This window comes from Psychrobacter pasteurii, from assembly GCF_900162815.1.
Taxonomy (GTDB): Bacteria; Pseudomonadota; Gammaproteobacteria; order Pseudomonadales; family Moraxellaceae; genus Psychrobacter; species Psychrobacter pasteurii.
This window is the reverse complement of record NZ_FUGD01000086.1, coordinates 1-24,363: the sequence shown is the minus strand read 5'-3', so window position 1 is coordinate 24,363 and position 24,363 is coordinate 1. Positions and strand designations below refer to the sequence as shown.

Annotated in this window: 19 protein-coding genes; 5 read left to right on the top strand and 14 right to left on the bottom strand. The window is 43.3% G+C overall.

Translation table 11 applies throughout. From position 1 onward, the window contains the following. Window positions 1-303: 303 nt before the first annotated feature. The gene (locus A1232T_RS07505) at window positions 304-651 is read left to right on the top strand and encodes a hypothetical protein (protein ID WP_077448838.1); all 348 of its coding nucleotides are present in this window, start codon (window positions 304-306) and stop codon (window positions 649-651) included. Window positions 652-762: 111 nt separating this feature from the next. Here the strand turns inward: A1232T_RS07505 and A1232T_RS07500 are convergent, their stop codons facing one another. Both A1232T_RS07500 and A1232T_RS07495 read right to left on the bottom strand, forming a co-directional pair. Further along, window positions 763-1,764 carry an LLM class flavin-dependent oxidoreductase gene (locus A1232T_RS07500; protein WP_077448837.1) on the bottom strand — a complete coding sequence of 334 codons (1,002 nt, stop codon included), beginning with the start codon at window positions 1,762-1,764 and terminating at the stop codon, window positions 763-765. A gap of 240 nt (window positions 1,765-2,004) precedes the next feature. Next, window positions 2,005-2,934 (bottom strand): LysR substrate-binding domain-containing protein, encoded by a 930-nt coding sequence (locus A1232T_RS07495; RefSeq protein WP_077448836.1) that lies wholly within the window; start codon window positions 2,932-2,934, stop codon window positions 2,005-2,007. Window positions 2,935-3,212: 278 nt separating this feature from the next. Here A1232T_RS07495 and A1232T_RS07490 point away from each other — a divergent pair, with 278 nt between their 5' ends. Further along, on the top strand, window positions 3,213-5,084 hold the full coding sequence (locus A1232T_RS07490) for an AmpG family muropeptide MFS transporter (RefSeq protein ID WP_077448835.1): 1,872 nt from the start codon (window positions 3,213-3,215) through the stop codon (window positions 5,082-5,084). Window positions 5,085-5,119: 35 nt separating this feature from the next. Next, window positions 5,120-6,022, top strand: coding sequence for a peptide chain release factor N(5)-glutamine methyltransferase (gene prmC, locus A1232T_RS07485; RefSeq protein ID WP_077448834.1), 903 nt, complete (start codon window positions 5,120-5,122; stop codon window positions 6,020-6,022). An 89-nt stretch (window positions 6,023-6,111) separates the two neighbouring features. Here the strand turns inward: prmC and rlmKL are convergent, their stop codons facing one another. The 9 genes from rlmKL to trmB all read right to left on the bottom strand — a co-directional run bounded on the left by rlmKL (window position 6,112) and on the right by trmB (window position 16,936). After that, window positions 6,112-8,529: a bifunctional 23S rRNA (guanine(2069)-N(7))-methyltransferase RlmK/23S rRNA (guanine(2445)-N(2))-methyltransferase RlmL gene (rlmKL, locus tag A1232T_RS07480; RefSeq protein WP_095532745.1), complete on the bottom strand. Its 2,418-nt coding sequence runs from the start codon at window positions 8,527-8,529 to the stop codon at window positions 6,112-6,114. A gap of 261 nt (window positions 8,530-8,790) precedes the next feature. Further along, window positions 8,791-9,972, bottom strand: a complete 1,182-nt coding sequence (locus A1232T_RS07475; RefSeq protein WP_077448833.1) for a mechanosensitive ion channel family protein — start codon at window positions 9,970-9,972, stop codon at window positions 8,791-8,793. A 180-nt stretch (window positions 9,973-10,152) separates the two neighbouring features. Then, a complete protein-coding gene (locus tag A1232T_RS07470) occupies window positions 10,153-11,700 on the bottom strand; it encodes a dihydrolipoyl dehydrogenase (protein WP_077448832.1) in 1,548 nt (515 codons plus the stop codon). A gap of 142 nt (window positions 11,701-11,842) precedes the next feature. Beyond that, window positions 11,843-12,337, bottom strand: coding sequence for a peroxiredoxin (locus A1232T_RS07465; RefSeq protein WP_077448831.1), 495 nt, complete (start codon window positions 12,335-12,337; stop codon window positions 11,843-11,845). Between the two features lie 211 nt (window positions 12,338-12,548). Then, on the bottom strand, window positions 12,549-12,911 hold the full coding sequence (locus A1232T_RS07460) for a hypothetical protein (protein WP_077448830.1): 363 nt from the start codon (window positions 12,909-12,911) through the stop codon (window positions 12,549-12,551). 225 nt (window positions 12,912-13,136) lie between these two features. After that, window positions 13,137-13,904: a 7-cyano-7-deazaguanine synthase QueC gene (gene queC, locus A1232T_RS07455; RefSeq protein WP_077448829.1), complete on the bottom strand. Its 768-nt coding sequence runs from the start codon at window positions 13,902-13,904 to the stop codon at window positions 13,137-13,139. A gap of 134 nt (window positions 13,905-14,038) precedes the next feature. Beyond that, window positions 14,039-14,923 carry a DODA-type extradiol aromatic ring-opening family dioxygenase gene (locus tag A1232T_RS07450; RefSeq protein ID WP_095532744.1) on the bottom strand — a complete coding sequence of 295 codons (885 nt, stop codon included), beginning with the start codon at window positions 14,921-14,923 and terminating at the stop codon, window positions 14,039-14,041. 117 nt (window positions 14,924-15,040) lie between these two features. After that, window positions 15,041-15,529, bottom strand: a complete 489-nt coding sequence (rlmH, locus tag A1232T_RS07445) for a 23S rRNA (pseudouridine(1915)-N(3))-methyltransferase RlmH (RefSeq protein WP_077448828.1) — start codon at window positions 15,527-15,529, stop codon at window positions 15,041-15,043. Window positions 15,530-16,093: 564 nt separating this feature from the next. Beyond that, window positions 16,094-16,936: a tRNA (guanosine(46)-N7)-methyltransferase TrmB gene (gene trmB, locus A1232T_RS07440; RefSeq protein ID WP_077448827.1), complete on the bottom strand. Its 843-nt coding sequence runs from the start codon at window positions 16,934-16,936 to the stop codon at window positions 16,094-16,096. A gap of 200 nt (window positions 16,937-17,136) precedes the next feature. Between trmB and A1232T_RS07435 the strand changes: the two genes are divergently transcribed. After that, on the top strand, window positions 17,137-18,078 hold the full coding sequence (locus tag A1232T_RS07435) for a DUF2628 domain-containing protein (protein WP_077448826.1): 942 nt from the start codon (window positions 17,137-17,139) through the stop codon (window positions 18,076-18,078). Window positions 18,079-18,090: 12 nt separating this feature from the next. On the opposite strand, the gene A1232T_RS07430 is transcribed toward A1232T_RS07435, so the two are convergent. Together A1232T_RS07430 and A1232T_RS07425 are read right to left on the bottom strand one after the other, a co-directional pair. After that, entirely contained in the window at window positions 18,091-19,938 is a 1,848-nt protein-coding gene (locus A1232T_RS07430; protein WP_077448825.1) for a monovalent cation:proton antiporter-2 (CPA2) family protein, read from the bottom strand. 97 nt (window positions 19,939-20,035) lie between these two features. Continuing rightward, a complete protein-coding gene (locus A1232T_RS07425; RefSeq protein WP_077448824.1) occupies window positions 20,036-20,743 on the bottom strand; it encodes a hypothetical protein in 708 nt (235 codons plus the stop codon). Window positions 20,744-21,144: 401 nt separating this feature from the next. Here A1232T_RS07425 and der point away from each other — a divergent pair, with 401 nt between their 5' ends. Next, window positions 21,145-22,566, top strand: coding sequence for a ribosome biogenesis GTPase Der (gene der, locus A1232T_RS07420; protein ID WP_077448823.1), 1,422 nt, complete (start codon window positions 21,145-21,147; stop codon window positions 22,564-22,566). 96 nt (window positions 22,567-22,662) lie between these two features. Here der and A1232T_RS07415 read toward each other — a convergent pair whose 3' ends face one another. Then, on the bottom strand, window positions 22,663-23,877 hold the full coding sequence (locus A1232T_RS07415) for a D-alanyl-D-alanine carboxypeptidase family protein (protein ID WP_077448839.1): 1,215 nt from the start codon (window positions 23,875-23,877) through the stop codon (window positions 22,663-22,665). Window positions 23,878-24,363: the final 486 nt, after the last annotated feature.

Here is a 24,363-nt window from a genome sequence, read left to right as displayed (position 1 = left end):
AGCGGTTAGCGCAATAAATATGACGTTCTCTAGTGGATGATAGAGGTTTTTGTTTTGGCGTCTTGGGTCATTGAGTTTGGCAAAGAACTCTCTTGGATCATTGAGCATAATAGCTACCTCTTATGGATCGGTTGCTATATTTTACTCCTTCTTTGACTTTTTGTAGTGCGATTGCCCTGTCAGCAATTGGCAGTTGTTAGCTACTTAACCAAGTGGTATATTAATTTAGATGCTTTGTTTCACTGCTTTGTTTAAAATACTTTAATAAAAAAATATCCCTTATCTAAAAGTGAGTGCTGCATTATGACGTCGAAATGGATTATCAAATCAGGTATAGCGGCTTTGGCATTATCCTTATCTTTAGCCTCTCAAGCTATGCCAACCACGCAAGTTACCTTTGCCAAAGGCAGTTACTGTGGTAGCTTTACTGGCAACTTACAACAAGGTCGATTGTTTAAATTATTCTTGGGTGCAAATCAAGAGCTAGTGATTCAGACCGATGCCGTTGTGCAATCAGTCCGAGACAGCAAAGGTCGAATCTTGCCGGATCAAGGTTATTATAATTATAGTTATGTCACCCGTAATAAAGGTCAACATACCGTTAGAATGATAGGTTCAGGCTATAGCTCAGTCGAATTTTGTGTATATTAAAGCTTATCAGTTTCCTGTTTATAATAAAAAAGCCGATATTTTAAATATCGGCTTTTTTTGTTTTTTAACCTTTAAAAATTGATGCTGTAAAGCTATAAGATAAAATCAAGGTTAAGGCTTCAAATCAAACACACCCAACTCAGGGATTAGTTCTAAAGAGCGTAAACGGGCCTGTTGGTCATAGACATTTGCCGTTACCATCAGTTCATCCGGCTTATGCTCTTCTAAGAAGTGCTCTAATAACGGACGAGTTGATGAGACGCTACCCACAAAAGAGATGGCTAGAGCATCTTCAACCATGGCTTGCTCTGGCGCACTCCAAATACTGTCCATAGACTCTACAGGGGCAGGCACCTGACCACGACCACCACGGCGTAAGCGCACGAAGCTTTGCTGGGCAGAGGTAAAGTGATAACGGGCAGTAGCGTCCTCATCGGCCAATAACATATTGGCCGCAAGCATCACATAAGGTTTATCTAAATACTGTGATGGCTCAAAGTTTTCGCGATAAGTGGCAATGGCCTGAGTCATCATACGCGGCGCAAAGTGCGAGGCAAATGAATAAGGCAGGCCAAGCTTAGCGGCCAAAGTTGCCCCAAATAATGAAGAGCCTAAAATCCAAATGGGCACATTACTGTGGGCACCTGGGAAGGCTTGAACCGGACTATTGTCTGAATCCTTGCCTAGGAAAAATAAAAGCTCCTGGACATCTTGCGGGAAGCGATCGGCATCTTGCATTTGACGACGTAGGGCTCTAAAAGTGGCCCCATCTGTCCCAGGGGCACGGCCTAGACCTAGATCAATACGGTCACCATACAAAGCTTGTAAAGTACCAAACTGCTCAGCAATCACTAACGGGGCGTGGTTGGGCAGCATAACACCACCTGAGCCAATACGGATTTTATTGGTTTTAGCACCGATGTGCGATAGCAGCACAGAAGTTGCTGCACTAGCGATACCGGGCATATTGTGATGTTCAGCCATCCAGAAGCGATTCATACCGATGGCTTCTGCTTTTTGAGCCATATCAACGGTATATGCTACGCCTTGGGCTGTGGTTTGACCCTCTGGAACTGGGGCTAAGTCTAAAAAAGATAAAGGAATTGCAGTCATAGGGTCTCCATTGGCAGAGTTGATAAAGCCTTTAAGGGCAAAGGGTTTATCTATTGCCTATTTCATGAAAATATTATTTGTTTTGTTCTACCTATTGATATGAGAGTATAAGGCTTAAGTTTCAAGTAGACCGGTTGAATATTAATAAATCGTAACAATCAGATAAGTTAATGACCAAACTAAAAAAGGTGCCGATGCGATGGGCACCTTTTAAATTAACTAAATTGCAGATTTGGTTTTCTAGTTGCCAAATTGTTGTTGGCAAAGTTTGATAAAAGCTTTACCAAATTGACGTATTTCAGCATCATCACGCACCGCAATCCAACTGGTAAAGCGGCCAAAATGATCCACAGGAATGGCAGTTAGGTTTTGATAATGACCAGGTTCAAAGGCCATTTCAGCAATAATACCCACGCCAAGGCCAGCGCCAACATAAGTGCTAATAACGTCTGCATCCAGGGCTGCTAGTACAATCTCTGGCTCTAACCCAGCCTCATGGAAGGTCTGGTCAATAGCGCCACGACCGGTAAAACCACCGTGGTAGGTTACCAATGGGTAGCTGGCTAGGGTAGGAAGGTCGATACTTTCAAGCTCAGCCAGCTCATGGTCTTTGGGTACAATAACTCGGTGCGACCAATCATAATAGCGGTAACAGCGCAGATAAGAGTTTTGTAATAAGGCCTCAGTCGCAATCCCGATATCGGCTTGACCACGGATGACCATATTGGCAATAGTTTGTGGGTCTGCTTGCTGTAGCACCAATTGCACTTTAGGAAACTGCTCTTTGAATTTTTTTATAATGTTAGGCAGGACATAGCGCGCCTGAGTGTGAGTGGTCGCTAGAGTCAGTGTTCCGGTATGAGGGTTGTTATAGTCTAAGCTGATATTTTCAATGGTACGGATTTCAGTGAAAATAGATTCAATATGGGGTAGTAAAGCTTCACCGACTGGGGTCAGACCGGTTAAACGCTTGCCTTGACGCACGAAGACTTCGGCTTTTAGCTGGTTTTCTAATGCTGAGATGTGTTTGGATAAGCTCGATTGGCTGGTGTGTAGCACTTGGGCAGCTTGGCTTAAGTTGTAGCCATTAATAACCGTATGCCAAACGGTTTCTAATTGCTTAAGCTGAATTTGTAAATGTCTTTGGTTAACGACTACATCAATTGCCATAAATATATCCTGTGTCACTTTTGCTCAATATCTACTAAATAATATAAGCTTGTCTAATAATGTAAGCTTATTATCAAGCAGGAAGAGGGGTGATAAGCGGGTCATTATAAAAAGATTGGACGAGTTGCTCGGACATTATACCGTTATTTATTGAGATATCACTATTTTCAACATTATTGCAAACTTAGTGAATTGTACGCTTGGTACGATACGGCTAGTCAAGTGCTTCATTCTAAAGTAACATAACGGTTTTCTGATTTTATAACCATAGGTCTGCCATGTCTGTATCGACCCCAACTAACGAAAACGGCTCAAAAGCTGAGCTAACTGCACCTCCTAAAAAGTCATGGTCTGACGCGGCCAAAGCTTATTTAGATTCTCGTGTCATTATCATGTTGTTTTTGGGCTTCTCGGCCGGTATTCCGATTCTATTGATTTTCTCAAGTTTATCGCTGTGGTTGCGAGAAGCGGGAATTGATAGAAGCGTAGTGACCATGTTCAGTTGGGCAGCCTTGGGTTATTCGTTCAAATTCATTTGGGCACCGTTAATCGATGCCTTGCCGGTGCCTTTTTTAACCAAATGGTTAGGAAGACGCCGTGGCTGGATGGTCGTGTCTCAGCTGTTGGTGATACTCGCCATTATATTGATGGCCCGAGTGAACCCTATTGATGAGCATGTGTTGGTTTATATGGCGGCAGCGGCGGTGCTGCTAGGTTTCTCTTCGGCCACTCAAGATATTGTTATTGATGCTTATCGTATTGAGCTGGCCCCGCCTGCCATGCAGTCTATCCTATCTTCAATCTATGTATCAGGATATCGCATTGGTATGATTGTTGCCGGTGCCGGCGCGTTATATCTTGCAGATTACTTTGGCTCTACAGAAACCTTTTATAGCTATGAAGCGTGGCGTAATACTTATTACATCATGGCAGCCGTTATGACGTTGGGCTTGCTGACAACCTTTGCCAGTTATGAGCCGACTGCTGAAACCTTACAAAAGAATAAGCAGCAGTTAAACCTAAAAGTATTCCTGAGTTACTCAGCTCTATTACTGGTTCCTGGATTGCTATTTGGTTTTATTTATCTCATTAATATTGTGATTAATGAGATCTTTAATTCAGCAGTTGCCTTAGTGCCTTTGGCCTGGTTGCCTGGAATTAAGCTATATTTCATGGTGTTAATTGCTGCAGCACCCTTATTACTACTGTTTTTTATCATTAACCAGTCCAAGATTATCAATAAAGCTCCTTTAGTGGCTGAAACCCGAAGTGATTATGTGCGCTTGGTACTCTTATTTGTGGCGGCTGTTTTCTCCTTCATCGTGTGCTATGTGCTGCTGGGCAAAGTGTTGCCAGAGACTGAAGCGGTCTTTATCGGATTTATAGTAGAAACCTTGCATCTGCTCTCCAGTTTAGCCGCTGCAGTGGCTGCAGGATACGTCTTAGTACAAGTGGGCCTGGTGCGTAAAGAAGTGGCTATGGCGACTTGGATTGACCCTATCCTCGATTTTTTCCGTCGTTATGGCAAAAAAGCCTTGTTACTATTGGCGTTAATCGGTCTATACCGTATTTCAGACATTGTGGCAGGGGTTATCTCTAACGTCTTCTATCAAGATATGGGCTTTAGTAAAACGGATATTGCCAACGCAGTGAAGCTTGTGGGCGTAATTATGAGTATCGGTGGAGGCTTCTTAGGCGGCTTGCTGGCTCAGCGCTTCCGTATTATGCAAGCGATGATGGTAGGGGCTCTCTTGGCCAGTGCAACCAACTTGCTATTTGTCATCTTGACCTATAATCCAGGTAACTTGCCAATAATGTACATGGCCGTTATTTTTGATAACTTAGCGGCAGGTCTTGCCAGTGCTGTGTTTATTGCCTTCTTATCAGCACTGACCTCTATTAGATTTACGGCTGTGCAATATGCCATTTTCTCATCACTTATGACCTTGATGCCAAAAGTGTTGGGCGGTTACTCGGGAACGATTGTTGATAATATGGGTTATCCGTTCTTCTTTGTCTTTACCTTCGCTATTGGTCTGCCGATCTTATATCTCATTTATGTGGTCGATAAAAAGATTGTTATCGGTGAAAACGATGATCCGGTAGCTGATTTAACAGACTCAAATCCTAGCAATACAGCTAAAGATTAGGGCTGAATAAATACAATGCTAAAGGCGATACTTATATGACTAATCCCAGTTTACGTCCGTCAATAACTGCCCTAAAAAAGGCCAACTATGCGAACGTTCCCGGCCACTGGGTAACAGATTGGTTGTTGTACGTATTGCAAAAGTCGCCCTCGTTTTTGATTACCGATGGCGATTATCAGTTAACTGAGTCTGAGCAAACACAGTTTGAGGCCGGTATTGCTCAAATGCAATCTGGCACACCACTGGCTTATCTGACCGGTAAGCAAGCCTTTTGGTCGCTAGAGTTTGAGGTTAATGAACATACCTTGATACCCAGACCCGATACCGAAGTGTTGGTGGAACGGGTATTGGGCTGGATTGATAATCATGCCCAGACTGATGATACCAATAACTCACCCCAGCGGTTATTAGACTTAGGGACTGGCTCCGGCTGTATCGCGATTAGTTTGGCGCATGAACTGCAGGCTTTAGCACCCAATCGCTGGCAAGTCACCGCCATTGATTATTCCAAGCCTGCCTTAGAGGTTGCTAAGCGTAATGCTAACTTAAATGACGTGACCAACATTGAGTTTAAACAAAGCGATTGGTTTTCGGTATTAAATAGCTCTGAGAACTCTGAGCGGGCGGCTGACAAACCTGTGTTCGATGTTATTGTCTCCAACCCGCCGTATATCGTTGATAATGACGAGCATTTGGATAAGCTAAAAGCTGAGCCTTTATCTGCCTTGGTTGCGCCAGATAATGGACTGGGAGATATCAAACAGATAGTAGAGCAAGCTAGAGATTATTTAGTCAGGGGTGGTTTGTTGGCCATTGAACATGGCTATGATCAAGGTGAATTGGTGCGTCAAATATTCACTGACTTTGGTTATACTCAAGTAGAAACCCGCCAAGATTATGGCGGTAATGATCGAGTGACTTGGGGTGTTTATGCTTAAATGGCAGACATTACCATCGCAAAGCTAAAGAAGCCCCGCTAGATTATCTAGCGGGGCTTCTTTTATAACCACAACTACAGTCTTAAAGACTAAAGCTTATGACGGATCTCAAAGCTTTGGTGGATTGGTTTTTTAGGATTAAAGTCAAAACCAATGGTTTCATTGGTAATCTCAGTGACTTCATAACGGTTATACAGCTCTTCATCTAACTCAAACTTGGTATAGTTGTTCGAGAAGTAAATCACACCACCATTGGCCAAGCGGTTCATCGCACGGTTGATTAGGGCAGTGTGGTCACGCTGAACATCAAAGGTACCTTGGAACTTCTTCGAGTTTGAGAAGGTCGGTGGATCGATAAAGATAACGTCAAATTGATCGGTGTTGTCTTTAATCCAATCGAAGATATCCGAGGCGATAAACTGATAACGACTTGTGGTTACGTCCAATCCATTTAGCGCAAAGTTTTGTTTGCCCCAATCCAGATAGTTTTGTGATAAATCAACACTGGTCACTGATTTTGCGCCGCCGAGTGCCGCATGCACACTGGCAGTACAGGTATAGGCAAATAGGTTCAACACATCTGCACCACGGCTGGCTGAGCGAATTAGACCGCGCATATTACGGTGATCAATGAACAGGCCGGTGTCTAGGTAATCGGTGAAGTTAACGTAGAAATAAGCACCGTCTTCTTGCACCACATGCATTTTACGTTTTTTCTGTGCTAGACGCTGAGCTTCTTGACGTTTGGCTTCTTCACGCGCTTGCTGGAACTTGTTGCCTTTATAACGGTTGCGATTGTCTTTCTTTGGCTCTGGTGCGTCTTTATTAGCTTTGGCACTGCCATCAGGGTTACCGTACTGGGTGTTGCCAACCTGACGGGCACGAGTCTTAATAAAGATTTGTTCGCGGTTGATACCAAATACTTCGCGAATACCCATTAACGCTAAGTTAAAGCGTTTGCGAGCGGTCTCTGGTGGAATGGTCTTCGGTGGTGCCCACTCTTGCACATGGACATAGTCGCCATATACGTCAATGGCCACCTTATAGTCAGGCAAGTCAGCATCATAAACACGTAAGTTAGTTACATCTTCTTTGGCGGCCAGTTTTTTTAGATGATTCACGTTCTTTTGTAGACGGTTTACGAAGTCTTGTGCTTCATCGACTTTGATTTCAGTTTTTTCAAAGCGATTGATTAAACTGTCGCCCTCCTTACGAATCAATTGACCATGACGGAAATAAACCGTGATGGCACCGTTATGACAGCGCAGAGTTTGAGGCTCTTCAATGGGCAGCACGTCAGCCTGCTCAACGTGAGCGGCTAGTAAACCCAACATAGGCTGATATTTTTGCTTATCAAAAATCTCTTGCAAGGTTAAGCCTAAGCCTTGGTATAACGGCTTAATAAAGTCGCTTTCACCTAGACGCTCACCGTAAGGAGGGTTGGTAATGACAAGTGGACGTTTTAGCTTACGATCTAATAGTGGTTTGGCCAAAGCTATCTTCAATTGAGATAGGGGGCGCTGCTCTAAAGTTAAATGCGTAATCAGCTCAATCAGACCCGCCGCGATTAAGTTTTTATGCACCGCTTTGATAGCGCCTGCATCAGCATCAAACCCTAAAATAGTAGGCAATTTACCGGCAGCAGCTTTTTCTAGTCCATTATGAAAGCGTTCTTGGGCATCCACCACACACTGTTGCCATAGCTCGCTGTTGTGCTCTTGCCAGTTATAAAAACCAAACTGTGACTCAGCTTTATCGATACCTACCGCATAATCGCAATGCATCAGTAGCGCCTCAATAATAAAGGTACCCGAGCCGCACATAGGGTCAATTAAGGCACTGTAGCTGTTTTTCTTTTTGTGCCAACCCACAGTATACAGTAGGCCTGCTGCTAAGTTCTCTTTTAGTGGGGCGTCGGTCATGGCCACACGATAGCCACGGCGGTGCAAACTGGTGCCTGATAAGTCTAAGAAAATCTCAGCTTGCTTGTCGTTCACTGTGGCATAGATAGGAAAATCTGGGTTGCTGCTATCGACATCAGGACGGGCATCAAGCTTCTCGCTAAAGGTATCGGCAATAGCATCTTTGATACGTAGCATGGCGAATTGCTGGCTAACTTGAACCCTTTTATCCACACTCATACGAATGGCAAAGGTATTGTCTAAGCCAAACCACTGGGTCCAATCTACAGTTTGAGCCAGACCATTTAGCTGCTCGGCGACATCATAGTCTTTATTGATATTGCGTTTCTTAATAGGCAGTAATACGCGCGAGGCGACACGGGACCATAAGCAGATTTTATAAATCTGTTCTAAAGTTGCTTGGACCGCGATACGACCTGTGCTTTTAAATTCACAGTCAATCTCCATGCTGCCTAACTCAGTTTGGAGCGGCGCCTCTAAACCATCGGCACAGGTAACGATGATGTCATAGCGTTTGTTTAAATCTGCTGGCTGAGCGTTGAGGTCGGTATTGGTAGAGATATTTTCTGTTGTGGGGGTGGACATAGTTGGCCTTTACGTTGTATTTATTAATTCAAATTTACTAAGTCAATCTTCAGGCGGCTAAGCCAAATAGGAGAGATTGAGTATTAAATATATTGAGTGCTAAATGTATTGTTAAAAAGATGATTGCTTATGATAAGTAGGCTGTTAAATAAGCCGGTAGGTGGGAGTGGTACATTCATTAGCAGTGATTTTACCACACTCATCTACTAGGAGATAACTAGGCTCTACAAATAAGCTAAATTTTGAGTCATTTATGGGTGGTTAGTTATCAGCTTCTATCTGACTGTGTACAGGATTTGGCTGTAAACTTCTTTCAATATCAGCGGCTTTTGTGTCTGAAGGCATAAGTAGTCTCATATGAGGGTAAGGGATATTAATACCTTCTTTTTCAAAGCCTGCTTTAATTTTTTCTTGTAGGGTTTCTTTTAATACCGGCATACGAGCCACAGCAGCAGGTTTCACCCAATAACGGATAATAAACACGGTACCAAAGTCGCTAATATGGTCCACGGTAGCAGAGGGTTCAGGACGTTTTAGGACATTTTCAGTCTCATCAAGCACCTGCATAATAACCTGTCTGGCTTGTTCAACATCAGCCTCTAGAGCAATACGGGCTCGAATATCAAAGCGAATAAAATTCTTTGAAGTCAGGTTAGTGACCTCAGAGGAAGCTACCGTAGCATTAGGAATAATGACGGTAATATTATCTCGGGTCAATATACGGGTGGTGCGTAGCGAGATGAGGATAACCCGGCCTTCATTATCGCCAATACTAATCCAATCACCGACCTTAAATGACTGCTCTAATAAAATAGTAATACCAGAGATAAAGTTAGCGATGGTGGACTGCGCCGCAAAACCCACTGCCAAGCCTAAAATACCCAGACCCGCTACTAACGAGACGATATCGAAGCCAAACTGAGCCATAACACTGGCCAGTCCTAGTACGACGATTAATACTGAGAAGACGTTTTTAAGCAGCTGTTCTATCGAGGCATTAAGCCCATAGTGCTTTAAGACACGACTGATGACTTGTTCAGATGAGGTCCATAGCACGTAATAAATACCGGCCCATATACTGGCTTTGGCGGTTGCAGATACGGTGGCAGGCTCAATGTTTATCTGACTCATGACCGCAAGCACACAGCTGACAACCCATATGTATCGCAAGACAGAGCGGATGATGCCTAGTCGTCTGTCTGATAGCTTTAATCGGTCTTTATAGCGCTTAGTAATATAGGTTAATAGCCAATAAAAAGAGCCGACAATCATTAATAAAATAATGATTTTTATGGTGGTGCTGGCAAGCTCAACCCCACGAGAGGCCCAGTCTCGACTCTCCTCTTCTAAATCACCGCCAATCGCAAGATATAAGCTCGAGTATAAATCGTGCATAATATCTTGAAAAAATGCGCTAATTTGTGAGCCAGTCTCTCTTGCCATTGGTAATCCTATAGTTGGTCATTGTCTAGGGCGATCCATTTGCCAGCCCTCCAGAGTATTAATATACAACAAAATGAAGGTAAGTTGAGGCTGCCTTGTTAGAAGCTTGCTTACTTATTACAAAAACACCCCGCAATAGCTATAGCAGGGTGTTTTTGGTTTATCTATATACACAGTAGATTAAGACGAGTATTTTTTAATCTTACTGCTGGTATCGCGTAACGCGGTACGTAGCCCTTCAAGGATAGTAGGGTGGTAGAAGGGGCTGGCCAGTAAACCATCGATATCTACTTGATTGGTAATGGCTGTGGCTAGAATGTGGGCCAGATATTCTGCATCTGGTCCGACCATGCTGGCTCCTAAAATAAGGTGGGTCTCAGGGCAGGCATAAATACGTAATAGACCACAGTTGACCCCCATCACTCGGCTACGGCCTTGATTGTCAAAGCTAACTTCCCCGATGACATGTGGCAGACCCTTCTCTTTGATTTGTAATAACGACTGACCCACATTCATAATTTGTGGCTCAGTAAACATCACTGCCATGGCCGTGGTCTCAGTTTGTGACTTCTCTGGAGAGATGTCATTTAGCATATTACTGTTATTTGTGGAGTCTGAGTCATTAGCAATGGCTTCACTCATGCTAACATCATCGGCACGGCCACTAATCTTTAAAGCCACCTCTTTACCAGATAAAAAGCCTTCATTACTTGAGACGTGCAATAAAGGCATATAAGCATTGGCATCACCAACTATATAGATATTGGTGCCTTCGATCTTGCCGGTTACTCTGTTGAAGTTTAAAGGACGGTTGCTTTTATCTAATTCAACGCCAACGTGCTCTAGTCCAAGTGTATGCAAGGTGTTGCGTCGACCAGTAGCCGCCAAGACTTTCTCACCGCGCCAAGTTTGAGCCTTGCCGTCAGCGTCTGTGTAATGAATCACGGCCTGAGGCGTGTCGCCACTATCATCGCGTGTCACGCTATCGATTGTGGTATTTAAACGCAAATCAAGCTCATTAGAGAAGCAAGCGATGGCCTTTTGATTAATTTCCTCATCTCTTAGGCCGCCCACAATATTGTTGCGGTTAAAGATAACGACTTCCACCCCAAGACGGCTCATGGCTTGAGCCAATTCAAGACCAATAGCGCCAGCGCCCACCACTGCCATAGATTTTGGTAGGTCAGGCAATTCAAAAATAGTATCTGAAGTTAGTAGAGTATCCCCTAAAGACAACTTCCAGCCTTCAGGTACGAAGGGTTTTGACCCTGTAGCGATAATGATGTGGTCGGCTTTAATGTACTGAGTATCACCTTCAGCGGTATGAGCTTCAATCAATCCGGATTCTGAAAAAATAGCACGGCCATATATTTTATTGTTCTCATCCCAGCTATCGACACTTTTTAGGGCAAAGCCGGCAAAGCGATCTCGCTCATCTTGCACCCGTTTCATCACTTGCTTGCCGTTAATGGTCGCGTTACCTTCTACCCCAAACTCATCTGAATGGTTAGAGTGATAGGCACGATCAGCGGCTGCGATCAATAACTTACTAGGCATACAGCCCATGGTGGTACAAGTAGTAGACCAGATACCCTCATTAATGATCACCACGTTATCTGTCACTTTGCTGATTTGACGATAAGCATTATGACCGGCAGTACCGGCCCCGATGACTACGGCATCAACGTGACGAATGGATTTTTCAGAGGAGGATTGAGGTGTTGTCATAAGTTTTTTCCTAAAAAATGATTCTAATTATTGATGCTAGGAATAAGGCAAAAAATAGCCAATATAGGCCGCATTTTGCCTATTTAATGATGCGAAAGGCTGAATATCTAAACTATCAGCTACACTCTAGATAGGCATAAGTTTATGCTAAGGTTTTTAATAGTCTGTCGGCATAGTCTTTGGCGCGTAAATTACGCTGAGCGTGGGTAAGCTTCCCTTCTTTATCGAAGACGAAGGTTGAACGCACAAGACCTAGAGTCTTTTTGCCATACATATTCTTCTCTTTAATGACATCGAAGTGTTGGCATAGCTTTTCGTCGGGATCGCTAATTAAAGGGATTTGTAGTTCTTTTTTTTCAATAAACTTTTTATGAGAGTCGATGCTGTCTCTTGAAACACCAATAATGTCATAACCTAAGGCATCAAACTCATGCAGTTTTTCGGTGAAATCGACGGCTTGAGTGGTACAGCCTGGTGTGTTGTCACGTGGGTAGAAATAAAGAATTAAGCCTTTGTCTTTATTTTCAACAAATTGATCGAGCACAATTTCACTTTCGACCATTTCACCGTCTATCTTTTGAACGATAGCAACAGGAAAGTCAGGTAGAGCAATGATTTCATCAGTAGGCTTGGCCATGGTATTTTCCTTTTATATTTAAAATCACTTATCAATTTAAACGACTGTTATAGTTATTCATAATAGTTTACCTAAGATTGCGTAATGACTCAAAGTGTGGCGTGTAAGCGTTAGGTAAAACTATAGCCAATAAAATATAGACAATAAAAAAGGCTGACGAATGCCAGCCTAAGTAAGTTGTGACCAATAAGGGGTCAAATAAGCGAGGAAGTTACGCTTTTGGCTTTTGTGGTGGGTTTAGCTTCAGGCCTTTCCCACATTGTTGTAATTGTTTTTGCATGGTCTTAGCGTAAGGTAGGGTTGATGGGTCTTTGCCGCTTTGGGCATAACTTTCAATTTCCCACATTTGACCTAAAGTCATCTTACTACGGACATCAACGGTACAGCCACAGAACTTCTTAGCAGTAGCATTGTCTGCAACTTTTAGTTTAACCGCCGTAGCAACACAGTTGTTAACCTGTTCTTGTTTGATATCCAACGCTTGAGCTGGAGTGGCAAACATAACTGCAGAAGTCCCTAATGCAACCAGTGGCAATAATTTATTAGATAAAAAGCTTTTTGAAATAAAATTCATGAACAACAATCCTTTAGAGGCTTAAAATAATGATATTCATAGTTATCCAGTACTTATGTAGGGTACTGGTTGATAATAATCTTGAGGATTTAACTTAGCGACTAGCCTAGTTAATCTAATGCCATACCTTATCAAGCTAAGAACCAGATTAATAATGAATTTTGCTATTTAGTTGCAATAAATTGTTGCTACTCAGTTACAAACTTCACGGCCAAAACAGAGTATTTAGCCAGCAGAATAACGGGTAGGGTCTGCTAATCCGGCATCACTAAAGCCTCTTTTACGCAAGGTGCAGCTGTCACAAATGCCACAAGCTCGGCCTTCGCTATCCGCTTTATAGCAAGATATGGTTTGAGAGTAATCCACGCCAAGTGAGTTGCCCAATTGAATGGTTTGCGCCTTACTCAGTTGCTGTAGTGGGGTTTGGATGTGTAGTTTATGCCCAGTCACACCAGCTTTGGTCGCTAAGTTGGCCATCACTTCAAAGGCTTCGATGTATTCAGGTCGGCAATCAGGGTAGCCTGAATAGTCTACTGAGCTGACTCCAATGACAATGTGGTTGGCTTCGGTGACTTCTGCCACAGCTAAAGCATAGGACAAAAATATGGTATTACGTGCCGGTACATAAGTGTTAGGAATGGCATCGTTGTCTATGCTGTCGGTATGAGTTGGGAATTTGTCTGCATCGCCGTCAGGGATAGTCATGTCATGATCGGTGAGCGATGAGCCACCCAATTGAGCAATATCGATATCGATGATTTTATGATCGACACCTGCTGTGTTAGCAATGTTTTTGGCCGCAACCAACTCACTGTTATGACGTTGACCGTAGTTAAAGCTAACAGCAGTAACCTTGGCATAGCGGTCTTTTGCCCAATATAAACAAGTCACAGAGTCTAGCCCGCCTGAAAGCAATACGACGGCGTTTTCATTGGCTGTGTCTGACGCAGTGCTAGAGTTAGTGGGAGCGGTTGAAGTTAAGGCATCAGTCATAAGAGAATCCTAAGAGGCTTATAAAAGTCAAAAGAAGGTGATGATTAAGATATTAAAAATAAACTCAAAAGGAGCAGTAAAAACCGTCTATTTTAACAAAAATGACGCTTTTAAGGGGTGTTGTGTGCCTGAAGTTAATCAAAGCGATACACGTCCATGCCTAAGCTATGATGAGCCATGCTCTCATGAATGACGGAGACCCGCTGACCACAGCCAAGGGCAAAAAATAGCGGCAATAAGTGCTCAGAGCTGGGATGAACTTGCTCTACCTGATCAAATTGCTGCCAATCTAATGCAGCAGGAATGTCGGTTTTTAATTGATGTAATAGCCAGACCTTAAACGCTTTAGCAATAGGGTCTTCACTTTCAGCATTCCAGCTTAATGCAGCAAGGTTGTGGGTGATACTGCCTGAGCCAATAACCAAGATTTGCTCGCGGCGTAACTCAGCAAATAAGCTGCCTAACTGATAGCAGGCATAAGCATCGAAATGCTTGGGTAAAGACAGCTGAACGATAGGGATATCTGCTTCAGGGTATAAATGAATTAACGGTACCCAGACGCCATGATCTAAAGGACGTAGTGGGTTTAGACTATTGATGACACCCATTTTATTAAGTTGATCGGAGAGGGACTCTGCCAACTCTGGGTGACCTGAAGCTGGGTATTCAATACTGTTTAGCTCATGGCTAAAGCCTGAAAAATCATGCCAAGTTTGTGGAGCAGGGTTACTGGCTATCTCTAAAGTCTGAGTGACCCAGTGCGCCGACATGATCACAATGGCTTTTGGTTTGGGCAGATTCTGTCCCGTACGAGCCAAGGCGTTGGTAGTGGCACTTTTTTCAAGCGCCAAAGTGGGCGCTCCATGTGAAATAAATAACGCTGGCAAAGTGGCCAGCGCTTGCTTAGAGCGGACTTGTGGCTTTTGGGTCTGAGTGGTCACTGGCTCAAAACTGGTGAGCGGGGTCACTGAAACCGGCACGCTAAACGCGGAATTGGAGGAAGTATTTGAATGTGTCATAAGTTAATTATGGGGGCTGGGTGAGTCATTTTAAAGCAGCTTGGCAAAGGCGTCATTTTAGGGTCTAAATTCGCCATTAAGTTCGCTGTTACCCCAGCCTATATCCTCCAAGAGTGACTAATTGCCGCGATGATAAGGGTGATTGTTATTAATGCTCATTGCCCGATATAACTGCTCCATTAATACCACACGCACTAATGGGTGGGGCAGGGTAAGCGGCGACAATGACCATTTAAAGTCTGCTGCCGCCAAGACTTCAGGAGAGACACCATCAGCGCCACCAATGACTAAAGCCACATCATCTCCAATTTGCATAGCGTCGCTAAGTTTGTCGGCTAACTGCTCGGTGGACAGCATCTTACCTTTAACATCCAGCACCCACAGTTTTTCACGGGAGTTACTCTGATGGGTAGCTAAAATAGCTTTGCCTTCTTGCTCACGATACTGTGCCAAATTAGCCTCTGACGGGTTTTTGGCACGTTTGGCAGCAGGCAGGTCGACCATTTCAGTGGTTAGCATGGGCTGAATTCGCTTGTGATATTCATCAAATCCAGTATCAATCCACTTAGGCATCTTACTGCCCACACTCAAAATTCGTAATTTCATATAACAACAGGCCTTTTGGTTTGATCAATAGAACTACTAAAACTCAAATGTCAACTGTTTGGCGCTTGATTTTGCAACTTATCCACAGTTATTTTAAGACCCTTCAGTCAGGCTGTGAAACATCTGTAGTAATAACACATTCACTGGTAAATTATTTACAATAACCGTAAATCTCTAACATATGCCTTGTAAGTTATTGATTTTAATATCAAAAATAATTGTACAAAAAATGAGCAATTTTATTCAAAGCCCTATGCTATCTAGGGTATAACTTGTCAAGTTCGGGGTTATCCACAGAGTTATCCACAGCTTATGGGGAAAACTCTTAACACCCTTGCTAGTCATGCGTTTGGCGGGAGTTGAGGACTTCGCTAAAAAAAATGACTCAGCAACGATTAGTCAGTATTTTAGGGCCAATTAAAGCCAAAAAATCATAAACCATTCAAATGATTCATGATTTTTTTGAGTAAATTTACAAATGTTCCACGTGGTAAATTTTATAATTAACAACAGCTACAGACTGTAGAGCCTAGCTAACTTCAGTTAACTTAATATTTATGGTTATTAATCTTTGGTATAAATTAAATCCCAAACGCCATGACCTCGATCAAGGCCTCTTTTTTCAAACTTGGTCATAGGGCGGAAGTCTGGACGTGGCGTAAAGTTGTCTTTACCAGCGGTGTTGGTTAGCCCCTCAAAGTTGTCTAGAACCTCTAACATCCAGAAGGCATAATGCTCCCAGTCAGTTGCTGTATGGAACCAACCGCCATTTTTGATAACGCGAGTGACAATTTCCATGCGCTTTGGGCTCACAAAGCGGCGTTTATAATGACGCTTTTTTTGCCAAGGATCAGGGAAGTACAACTGAATACGGTCGATATGATTTTCAGGCAGCTGCTGCATTAAGCCAATGGCATCGCCGTTGATGATTTTCAGGTTCGTCAGACCTTCTTCATTGGCCATAAAGGCACACTTGCCAATACCCGGCTCATGCACTTCAATGCCCACGAAGTTACGAGTAGGGTCAGCCTTGGCCATTTCAATTAATGAGCCACCCATACCAAAACCAATTTCAAAGGTTAGTGGGGCATCAGGGCCATTAGGCGTTTGCTCAGTATCGGCAAATAAGGCGCGCAAATCTGTGATGTCATCGATAATACCTTGGCCTCTGTCATCCATAGTATTGACGATGTATTTGGCGTAAATAGGGTCTGTTAGCGCTTGCTCAGCATTTTTGTTAAGGTGAGTACGGCGCTTCATAAAGGTTTTGATCAAGCGCGAAAATTCAGGGTCAGCCGCTTCAGAGGCAGCTTGAGCCGTATCTTGGTCAGCTACATTCACATCGTTAACTTCAGAGGTCTGTAGGCTATCTGGGGTAGGGGTGTTTGGGGTATTCTCAGCGCTCATATTAAAAAAATCGTCCACTATTGGCGTTATTAAATTGAAGGTATTGAGGTTTAGCAAAGGCTATTAAAAAACAGCGGTAAGGCTAAAAAATAAAGTAATATGGGCGTATTATAACGTTAATCTACCTATAAAACGATGTATAACCCTTCAAAGTTTGTCTCCACCTAGATCGCTGATGAGTCATATAAGGTCAAATTGGTATGTTGTTTATTGAAGAAACTTCGCCGCCGCCATTTTATCAAGAGCAGATAAGCCAAGAAAAACGCACTCAGCTTGATAAATGGTTTATTGGGAATCGCTCACAAGCTTATTATCTAAAACGTTTTTCTGAATTTGATGCTCAAGGCTATTTATCACCAAAGTGGAACTGGGCGGCCTTTTTGGCCACCTTTGGTTGGCTGTTATACCGTAAGCGTTATTTAGACTGTATTGTTTATACCGTGGCAGGCTGGTCATTTATACAGTTAAATGTGGTGATTGCTTTGGTGGCCTTTGAGTTTATGTTCATGTCTTTTGTGCCTGACGCCTTTCAAATGATGACACGTATTGCGATAGCAGTCGTCATTTGGCTGTTTTGGTCAGTGATGGTGGGCCGGTGGGCGGACGCTTATTATTATCGTATGGCGCGGCGTGAGATAGCAGATGTACTGGCAGATTATCCGACAGAGCCTGAGCAGCAAAAAATACATTTAAAAAAAGAGGGAGGAACGAGTCTGGTAGGGCTTGGCGCTGCCTTTGGTCTGTTTGTGTTTTTATTGCTAGTGATTCAAAATCGCTTTTTGCCGCTATATGCTCAGCCCAAAGAGCACGGCATTATTCAGGACACTTTTATGCAAACCCGCATTGCAACTGGCGAGCTTGAGCAGCAGTTTCAGTCTCAAGGCAAATGTCCTATTGATTATAAGAGTGATAATCAGGGGGATAATTTAACGTTTGAGGTTATGGAGCAAACCCCGGCTTTGGGCAATAAGCCGAGCAGTTGTGTCCTAATCGCTACCATACAAAATATTCCTTTTCCCAATCGTAATTTAAATGGGCAAACCTATATCTTGTATCGACCTTCTGATGAAGAGCAGGAGCGGTGGCAATGTGTCACTTCCTTGAATGAAAAACAAAGACCGCCCATTTGCTCTAGCAGTTAATGGCCTTATACATTAAGATTTCTTGGACAGACCTACTGCAGTTTCGATTTCTTCTAAGTCGAGCTTTTTACCTTCGGTGTGATCGGAGTCAAATAGACTCTCAAGCTCCATCATTGAGGCCTGAACGGACTCAATCAGTTTGGCCTCATCTTCATAGATGGCTTGCTGCTGCTCTAATAGTTGATCGTCATAATCCCGGAAGGCGGTGATGGTCTCACGTGCTTTCTCAGGAGAGATACCCAATAGCTCTAACGACTCACGCGACATATCTAATGAAGACAGATAGGTTTCTCGCCAGATGTGAGTCACACCCACTTCACGTAAGCGGTAATAATGGGCACGGTTGCGCGCACGGACCAAGATCTTAAGATGAGGATAGTGGTTGTGTAGGTAGCGTGCAGTGGCAATAGAGCGCTCCACATCATCAATAGCAATGATAAAAATTCGGGCTTTCTCGATACCTGCCGTTCTTAGGATTTGCGGGTTTTGCGGGTTACCATAATAGACTTGGTTACCAAACTTACGTACGAAATCAACTTGGTTGGCTGAGCTTTCAATGGCAGTAAACTCAATGTTGTGCATACGAAGTACCCGGCCAATAATCTGTCCCACTCGGCCGAAGCCCGCAATAATTACCGGATGCTCATGATCAGGAATACTGTCGTACTCTCGATCAGGCTGTCTTTTAGCAAATCTAGGCTCGCCGAACTTCTCAAGTAGCATAAACCCAATTGGGGTCAATGCCATCGATATGGTCACGATTAGGGTAAGTAGGTTGGCGTGTTCAGGTCTTAAGACGTTTTGGTTGGCGGCGGTACTAAATAACACAAAAGCAAACTCACCCCCTTGAGCTAAGGTCACCCCCAGACGAATACTGGTCGGTACACGGTTTCCTAGCAGGCGAGCAATAACGGTGATTACTCCAAACTTGATAATCATTAAGGCAATGGCTGCGCCAATAATAAAGGCTGGGTGAGCTAAGATGAGCTTAACGTCAGTTAACATACCTACCGACATAAAGAATAAGCCTAATAGCAGACCTTTAAACGGCTCAATACTGGCTTCAAGCTCATGACGGTATTCAGAGTCCGCTAATAACACCCCAGTTAAGAAGGCACCAAGGGCCATAGATAGACCGATTTGGCCCATCAAAATAGATACCCCCATGACAATAAACAAGGCCACAGCAGTGATCAGCTCATTGGCACCACTTAAGGCCACAAACTTGAAGAAAGGACGGACCACATAGCGGCTAAGTAAGAATAATCCACCAAACACCGCCACCACTTTACCAAAGTAGATTAAGTCATAAGTTTGTTCTCGAACCCCTGATAAAAAAGGAATGGCAGCTAACAGGGGAATGACCGCAATATCTTGGAACAATAAGATGGTGAAGGCTTCACGGCCATGAGTGCTAGACAGCTCTTCTTTTTCAGTCAGTACTTGCAGGACAAAAGCGGTGGAAGAAAGCGCCAAACCAAAGCCAACAATAAAGGCGGTGTCTAGTTGTAAGGGACTAAATTGATACAGCAGGCCCATTAATAATAGGCCGGTTACCCCGACTTGTAGACCGCCAAAGACGAAGATGGAGTGGCGTAGTGCCCAAAGTCTAGAGGGCTGCAGCTCAAGACCAATGACGAACAGCAGCATCACCACACCGAACTCAGAGAAATGCATCAAACTTTCTGCATCCCCTGCCACATCAAACACACTAGGCCCTAGCAATAGACCCGTAATCAAGTAACCCAAAACAGTGGAGATGTGTAGTCGCTTACCCAGCGGTACCAATAACAAAGCCGCGCCCAAGAATATGGTGGCTTGAAGCATTAGGCCGGGCTGAACGAGGGAGGCTGCAAACATGAACGGTCCTTTTTGGTTGTGCAGGTTTTCGTATTTTTGTACTTTTTTAAGCGTTAAGTCGTAGCGTAAAACGTTAAGCTATCAGCTAGTAAGGTCTTTAGCGCTTTTTATATACTTTCCAAACGCCATTATCAGCCAGTGGATTGCTATAAGCGTCATTGCGTCTTTTACGCGGCTTTTGACGGCTATCGACAATCTTAAAATCAGGTAGGGCATGAACGATAAGACCGGTGCGATAAAACCTAATCCGCTCTGGATCTAGTAACTCGCCTTTGTCATTTTTACAAAAAACATAAGCACGAAGGTCAATAAACTCTCTATGGGCCACCAAGCGGGCTGTTTCATCGTTGGCAAACACTTTTTCTAGGCGTAAACACTCAGCCTCAGTAAACTCCCCACATTTTTCAATTAAGGCCCCAACAGAGCCAAAGTTCTTAGACTCTTTGGCTCGGGTCTTGGTTAAATGTAGCCGCTGCACATGATAAATAAACTGCGGAATCTCTAAGCTGGCAGGCAGGGGGAGGTTATCAGGTGGCAGATAAGCGGCTGGATAGAATTGTAAGGCACGGTCAATTAGAGGCTGCCAGCGCTTATGATAAGCGGCTACCTCATCTTTATTGCCTTGATAGATGGGCATGTCTCTGACTTGCTGCAGAATATCTGGAGGGAATTGATCCGCCCGAAAAGCAGCAATATCTGCTTGTAAGGTAGAAAGTAACTCTTTGGCCAGAGATTTACCCTCCTTCGACAAAGGATCTTGGATAATATCTTCTGGAGCGACAAAAGGAGCAGATCGTCTTGACATAATTGATATAGGTTCATTATTAAGAGAGTTAAAACCATGTTATCATAACTAGGCAATCTAACTGCACTCCTGTAATCTGTGCGCCCTATTATTTTGGCCATAATCTTTACAGAAGTAAGCAGTCGATATTTTATTTAAAGCCTTTAGATAAGCCCATGGCTTTGATAACGAGTTAGTAGATTTTTTTGACAAACTGGAAATTATTTTAAGTATTAACTTCTAATAACTCAACTTTAATTTTATTGGCTAAGCTGTTGTTAAAAATAGTTTTTAATAGGCTTAAGTCAGAACAGATTGCTAAAATCCATGGTTAACCAACCTCCTATTTAATTAATTGACTATAAAGCACTCTGATTTCATTCTCAATCATTAACGCCTTGTAAAACCAAATGAGATAAAAAATGTCCATAAAACCTGTCGTCGCCTTAATAGGTCGTCCTAATGTGGGTAAATCGACAATATTCAACCAAATGACCAAAACGCGTCAGGCACTAGTGGCTGATTTGTCCGGCCTCACCCGTGACAGACAGTATGGTGATGCCACCTATAATAACAAGTCATTTGTTGTCATTGATACCGGGGGTATTGGTGAAGCAGATGATGGTCGCGGCGGTATCGATGACTATATGTCCGCCCAATCGCACACGGCTATCCATGAAGCCGATATTATTGTATTTGTAGTAGATGCTCGTGCCGGTATGATTGGTGCAGATGCTGAAATTGGTAAAATGCTGCACACTTTAGGCAAGCCTGTATATCTAGTAGCCAACAAGATTGATGGCGTGCATGATGCTGCGCCGGCTGAATTCTATGCGTTAGGCTTAGGTGAGCCGTATCCGATGACTGCCAGCCATGGCCGCGGTATCGGTAACTTACTTGATGACTTGACTGCAGATATGCCGGAAGATGTGGAAGAAGAGCCACAAGATGGTTTAAAGCTTGCCATCATCGGCCGTCCTAATGTGGGTAAATCTACTTTAGTTAACCGCATGCTGGGTGAAGATAGGGTAGTGGTCTATGATATGCCGGGTACCACACGAGACAGTATCTACATTCCGTATGAGCGTAATGGTAAAAACTATGTCTTAATTGATACCGCTGGGGTACGTCGTCGTGGCCGTATTGATGAAAAAGTTGAGAAGTTCTCAGTCATTAAAACCCTGCAAGCCATTAAAGACTCCAACGTGGTCGTGGCGGTTATTGATGCTCAAGAAGGCATTGTTGATCAAGACTTGCACATGCTTGGTTATGCGTTAGATGCAGGCCGCGCTATTGTGGTAGCGATTAATAAGTGGGACGGTTTGTCAGATGATCAAAAAGACTTGATTCGCTTCGAGCTTGACCGCCGCTTTAACTTTATTCCTTATGTCAAAGTACACTTTATTTCAGCGTTACATGGCACCAACGTAGGTAACTTATATCCATCGATTCATAAAGCGTATGAATCTTCGATGTTCAAAGTATCTACCAGCCGCTTGACCCAGATTTTAGAAGATGCTGTGGCGGCCAACCCACCGCCTATGTCAGGGGGACGCCGAATTAAGCTACGCTATGCTCACTTAGGGGGCCACAATCCACCGATTATCGTGATTCATGGTAACCAGACAGGTTCGCTACCAAAAAGCTATCAGCGCTATTTGGAAAACGAATTCCGTAAAGTGTTCAAGTTAGAAGGGACACCGCTAAGAGTTGAGTTTAAATTAAACACCAACCCTTATGCTGGCAAGAAAGTCACCTCTTCTAAAAAGCAAAGACCTGGGGTATCAGAGGCTCGTCAAAAGCGCCGCGATATGAAATACAAAAAAGGCTCGCATAAGCGTTAATCTAGAGTATCCAATTAATAAAAAGAGGGGCTGTCATTGACAGCCCCTCTTTGGTTAACTCGATTTAAATAAAAGCTTAAAGCCCAGAGTTAGCGCCTAGAATAAGTTGCTAAAGAATTTAGCAATGTGCTGCCAAGCGCGCTTGAAGATACCTGATTTCTCGACTGCTTCAGTAGCCACGATAGGAACAGAGGCCACAGATTTACCCTCAATCACTGCCATCATACGGCCAACTTCTTGACCTTTAGCGATAGGCGCTTGAATGTTGTCAGAAATATTAATCACAGTGCTGACTTGGTCTGATTGAGTTTTGGCAATCAACACTTTTAAAGCTTCACCTGTAGCGGCTTTAACAGAATTCTCTTCACCAAAATAAACAGGCACAGTGTCTACAAACTGATTGGCAGGAGCAACCACTTTAGTATCAAAGTGACCAAAGCCCCAGTTTAGCAGTTCACGAGACTGATCAGCACGCTCTTGCATGCTCTTACTGCCCATAATTACTGAGATAAGGCGCATCTCGTTACGTAGACTAGAAGCGGCTAGACAGTAACCTGCAGCATCAGTATGGCCAGTTTTTAGACCGTCAACTGTGGTGTCTGTGCGTAATAAAGCATTGCGGTTGCCTTGGGTGATGTTGTTATAAGTGAACTCTTTTTCAGAGTAAAGCTTATAGTAGTCACCGCCTTGATTGATGATGGCGCGAGATAAGATGGCTAAGTCACGCGCAGAGGCATGATGGTTTTCAGCTGGCATACCTGTGGCGTTAACGAAGTTGGTGTTGGTCATGCCAAGCTCTTTGGCTTCTGCATTCATTAATTGAGCGAAAGCTTGCTCACTGCCAGCAATGTGTTCTGCCATGGCTTTAGAGGCATCATTACCGGATTGAATGATGATACCGCGTAGCATATCAATGACAGAAGCTGTTTTGTTTACTGGCACATACATACAAGATTGATTGCTAGCACCACGACACCAAGCATTTTCGCTCATTAGTACTGGGTCTTGTTCTTTTAGCTCGCCTGCTATGAGTTTTTTCTCAATGATATGACTGGTCATCATCTTAGTCAGTGAGGCAGGAGGCAGCGGTTGGTCTGCATTTTTTTCAGCTAAAATCGCACCTGTATCATAATCCATTAAGATATAGGCGGTGTTATCCATTTCTGGAGGGGGAACAGGAGCCGCTGAAGCAGCCGCTGATACAGCTAGAAGACCTGAGCCTAATACAAAAGATTTTACAATAGATAACGGAGTGACAGTATTAGTTTTCACTAATAATGAAGGTAATAGCTTATTTGCAGGAGCAGTCATATCTAAGACACCATATTTGGTCATAGTTTATTCAAGAGTTAATCCTAGGCTTAAATCTCTAAGCGCACTCACCGTTTTTATGACCTAGCAACAAGCTAAGCCCATAATGAGGTCAATACAGTTATTTAGAGGTTTTAAGTAGTGATGACATCTGAATGAATCTAAATGGGAGGTAAAGGTTTACTATGTTAAAAGTACTACATAACAGAAGTTAAAAGCGTTAGGTCTACCCTTAACTATAAATAGAAACTATTGACAGTGGGGCCAAACGAGACAGTATATTAACAAATTGCACAAATGGGTTAAACAAATAATTGAGCAAATAGACTTTAAATTAAATAACTTAACTTTTAAAGCTTATTTTGATGAATAAAGAGAGCTCAAGGCTAGGGCGTGTCCCTAATTTGAAAAATACAGATAAAGCCTTATTTTAATCCTATATATCAACAAAATATAGGGAAACTCAAGCCATGGCGAGAACAGTAA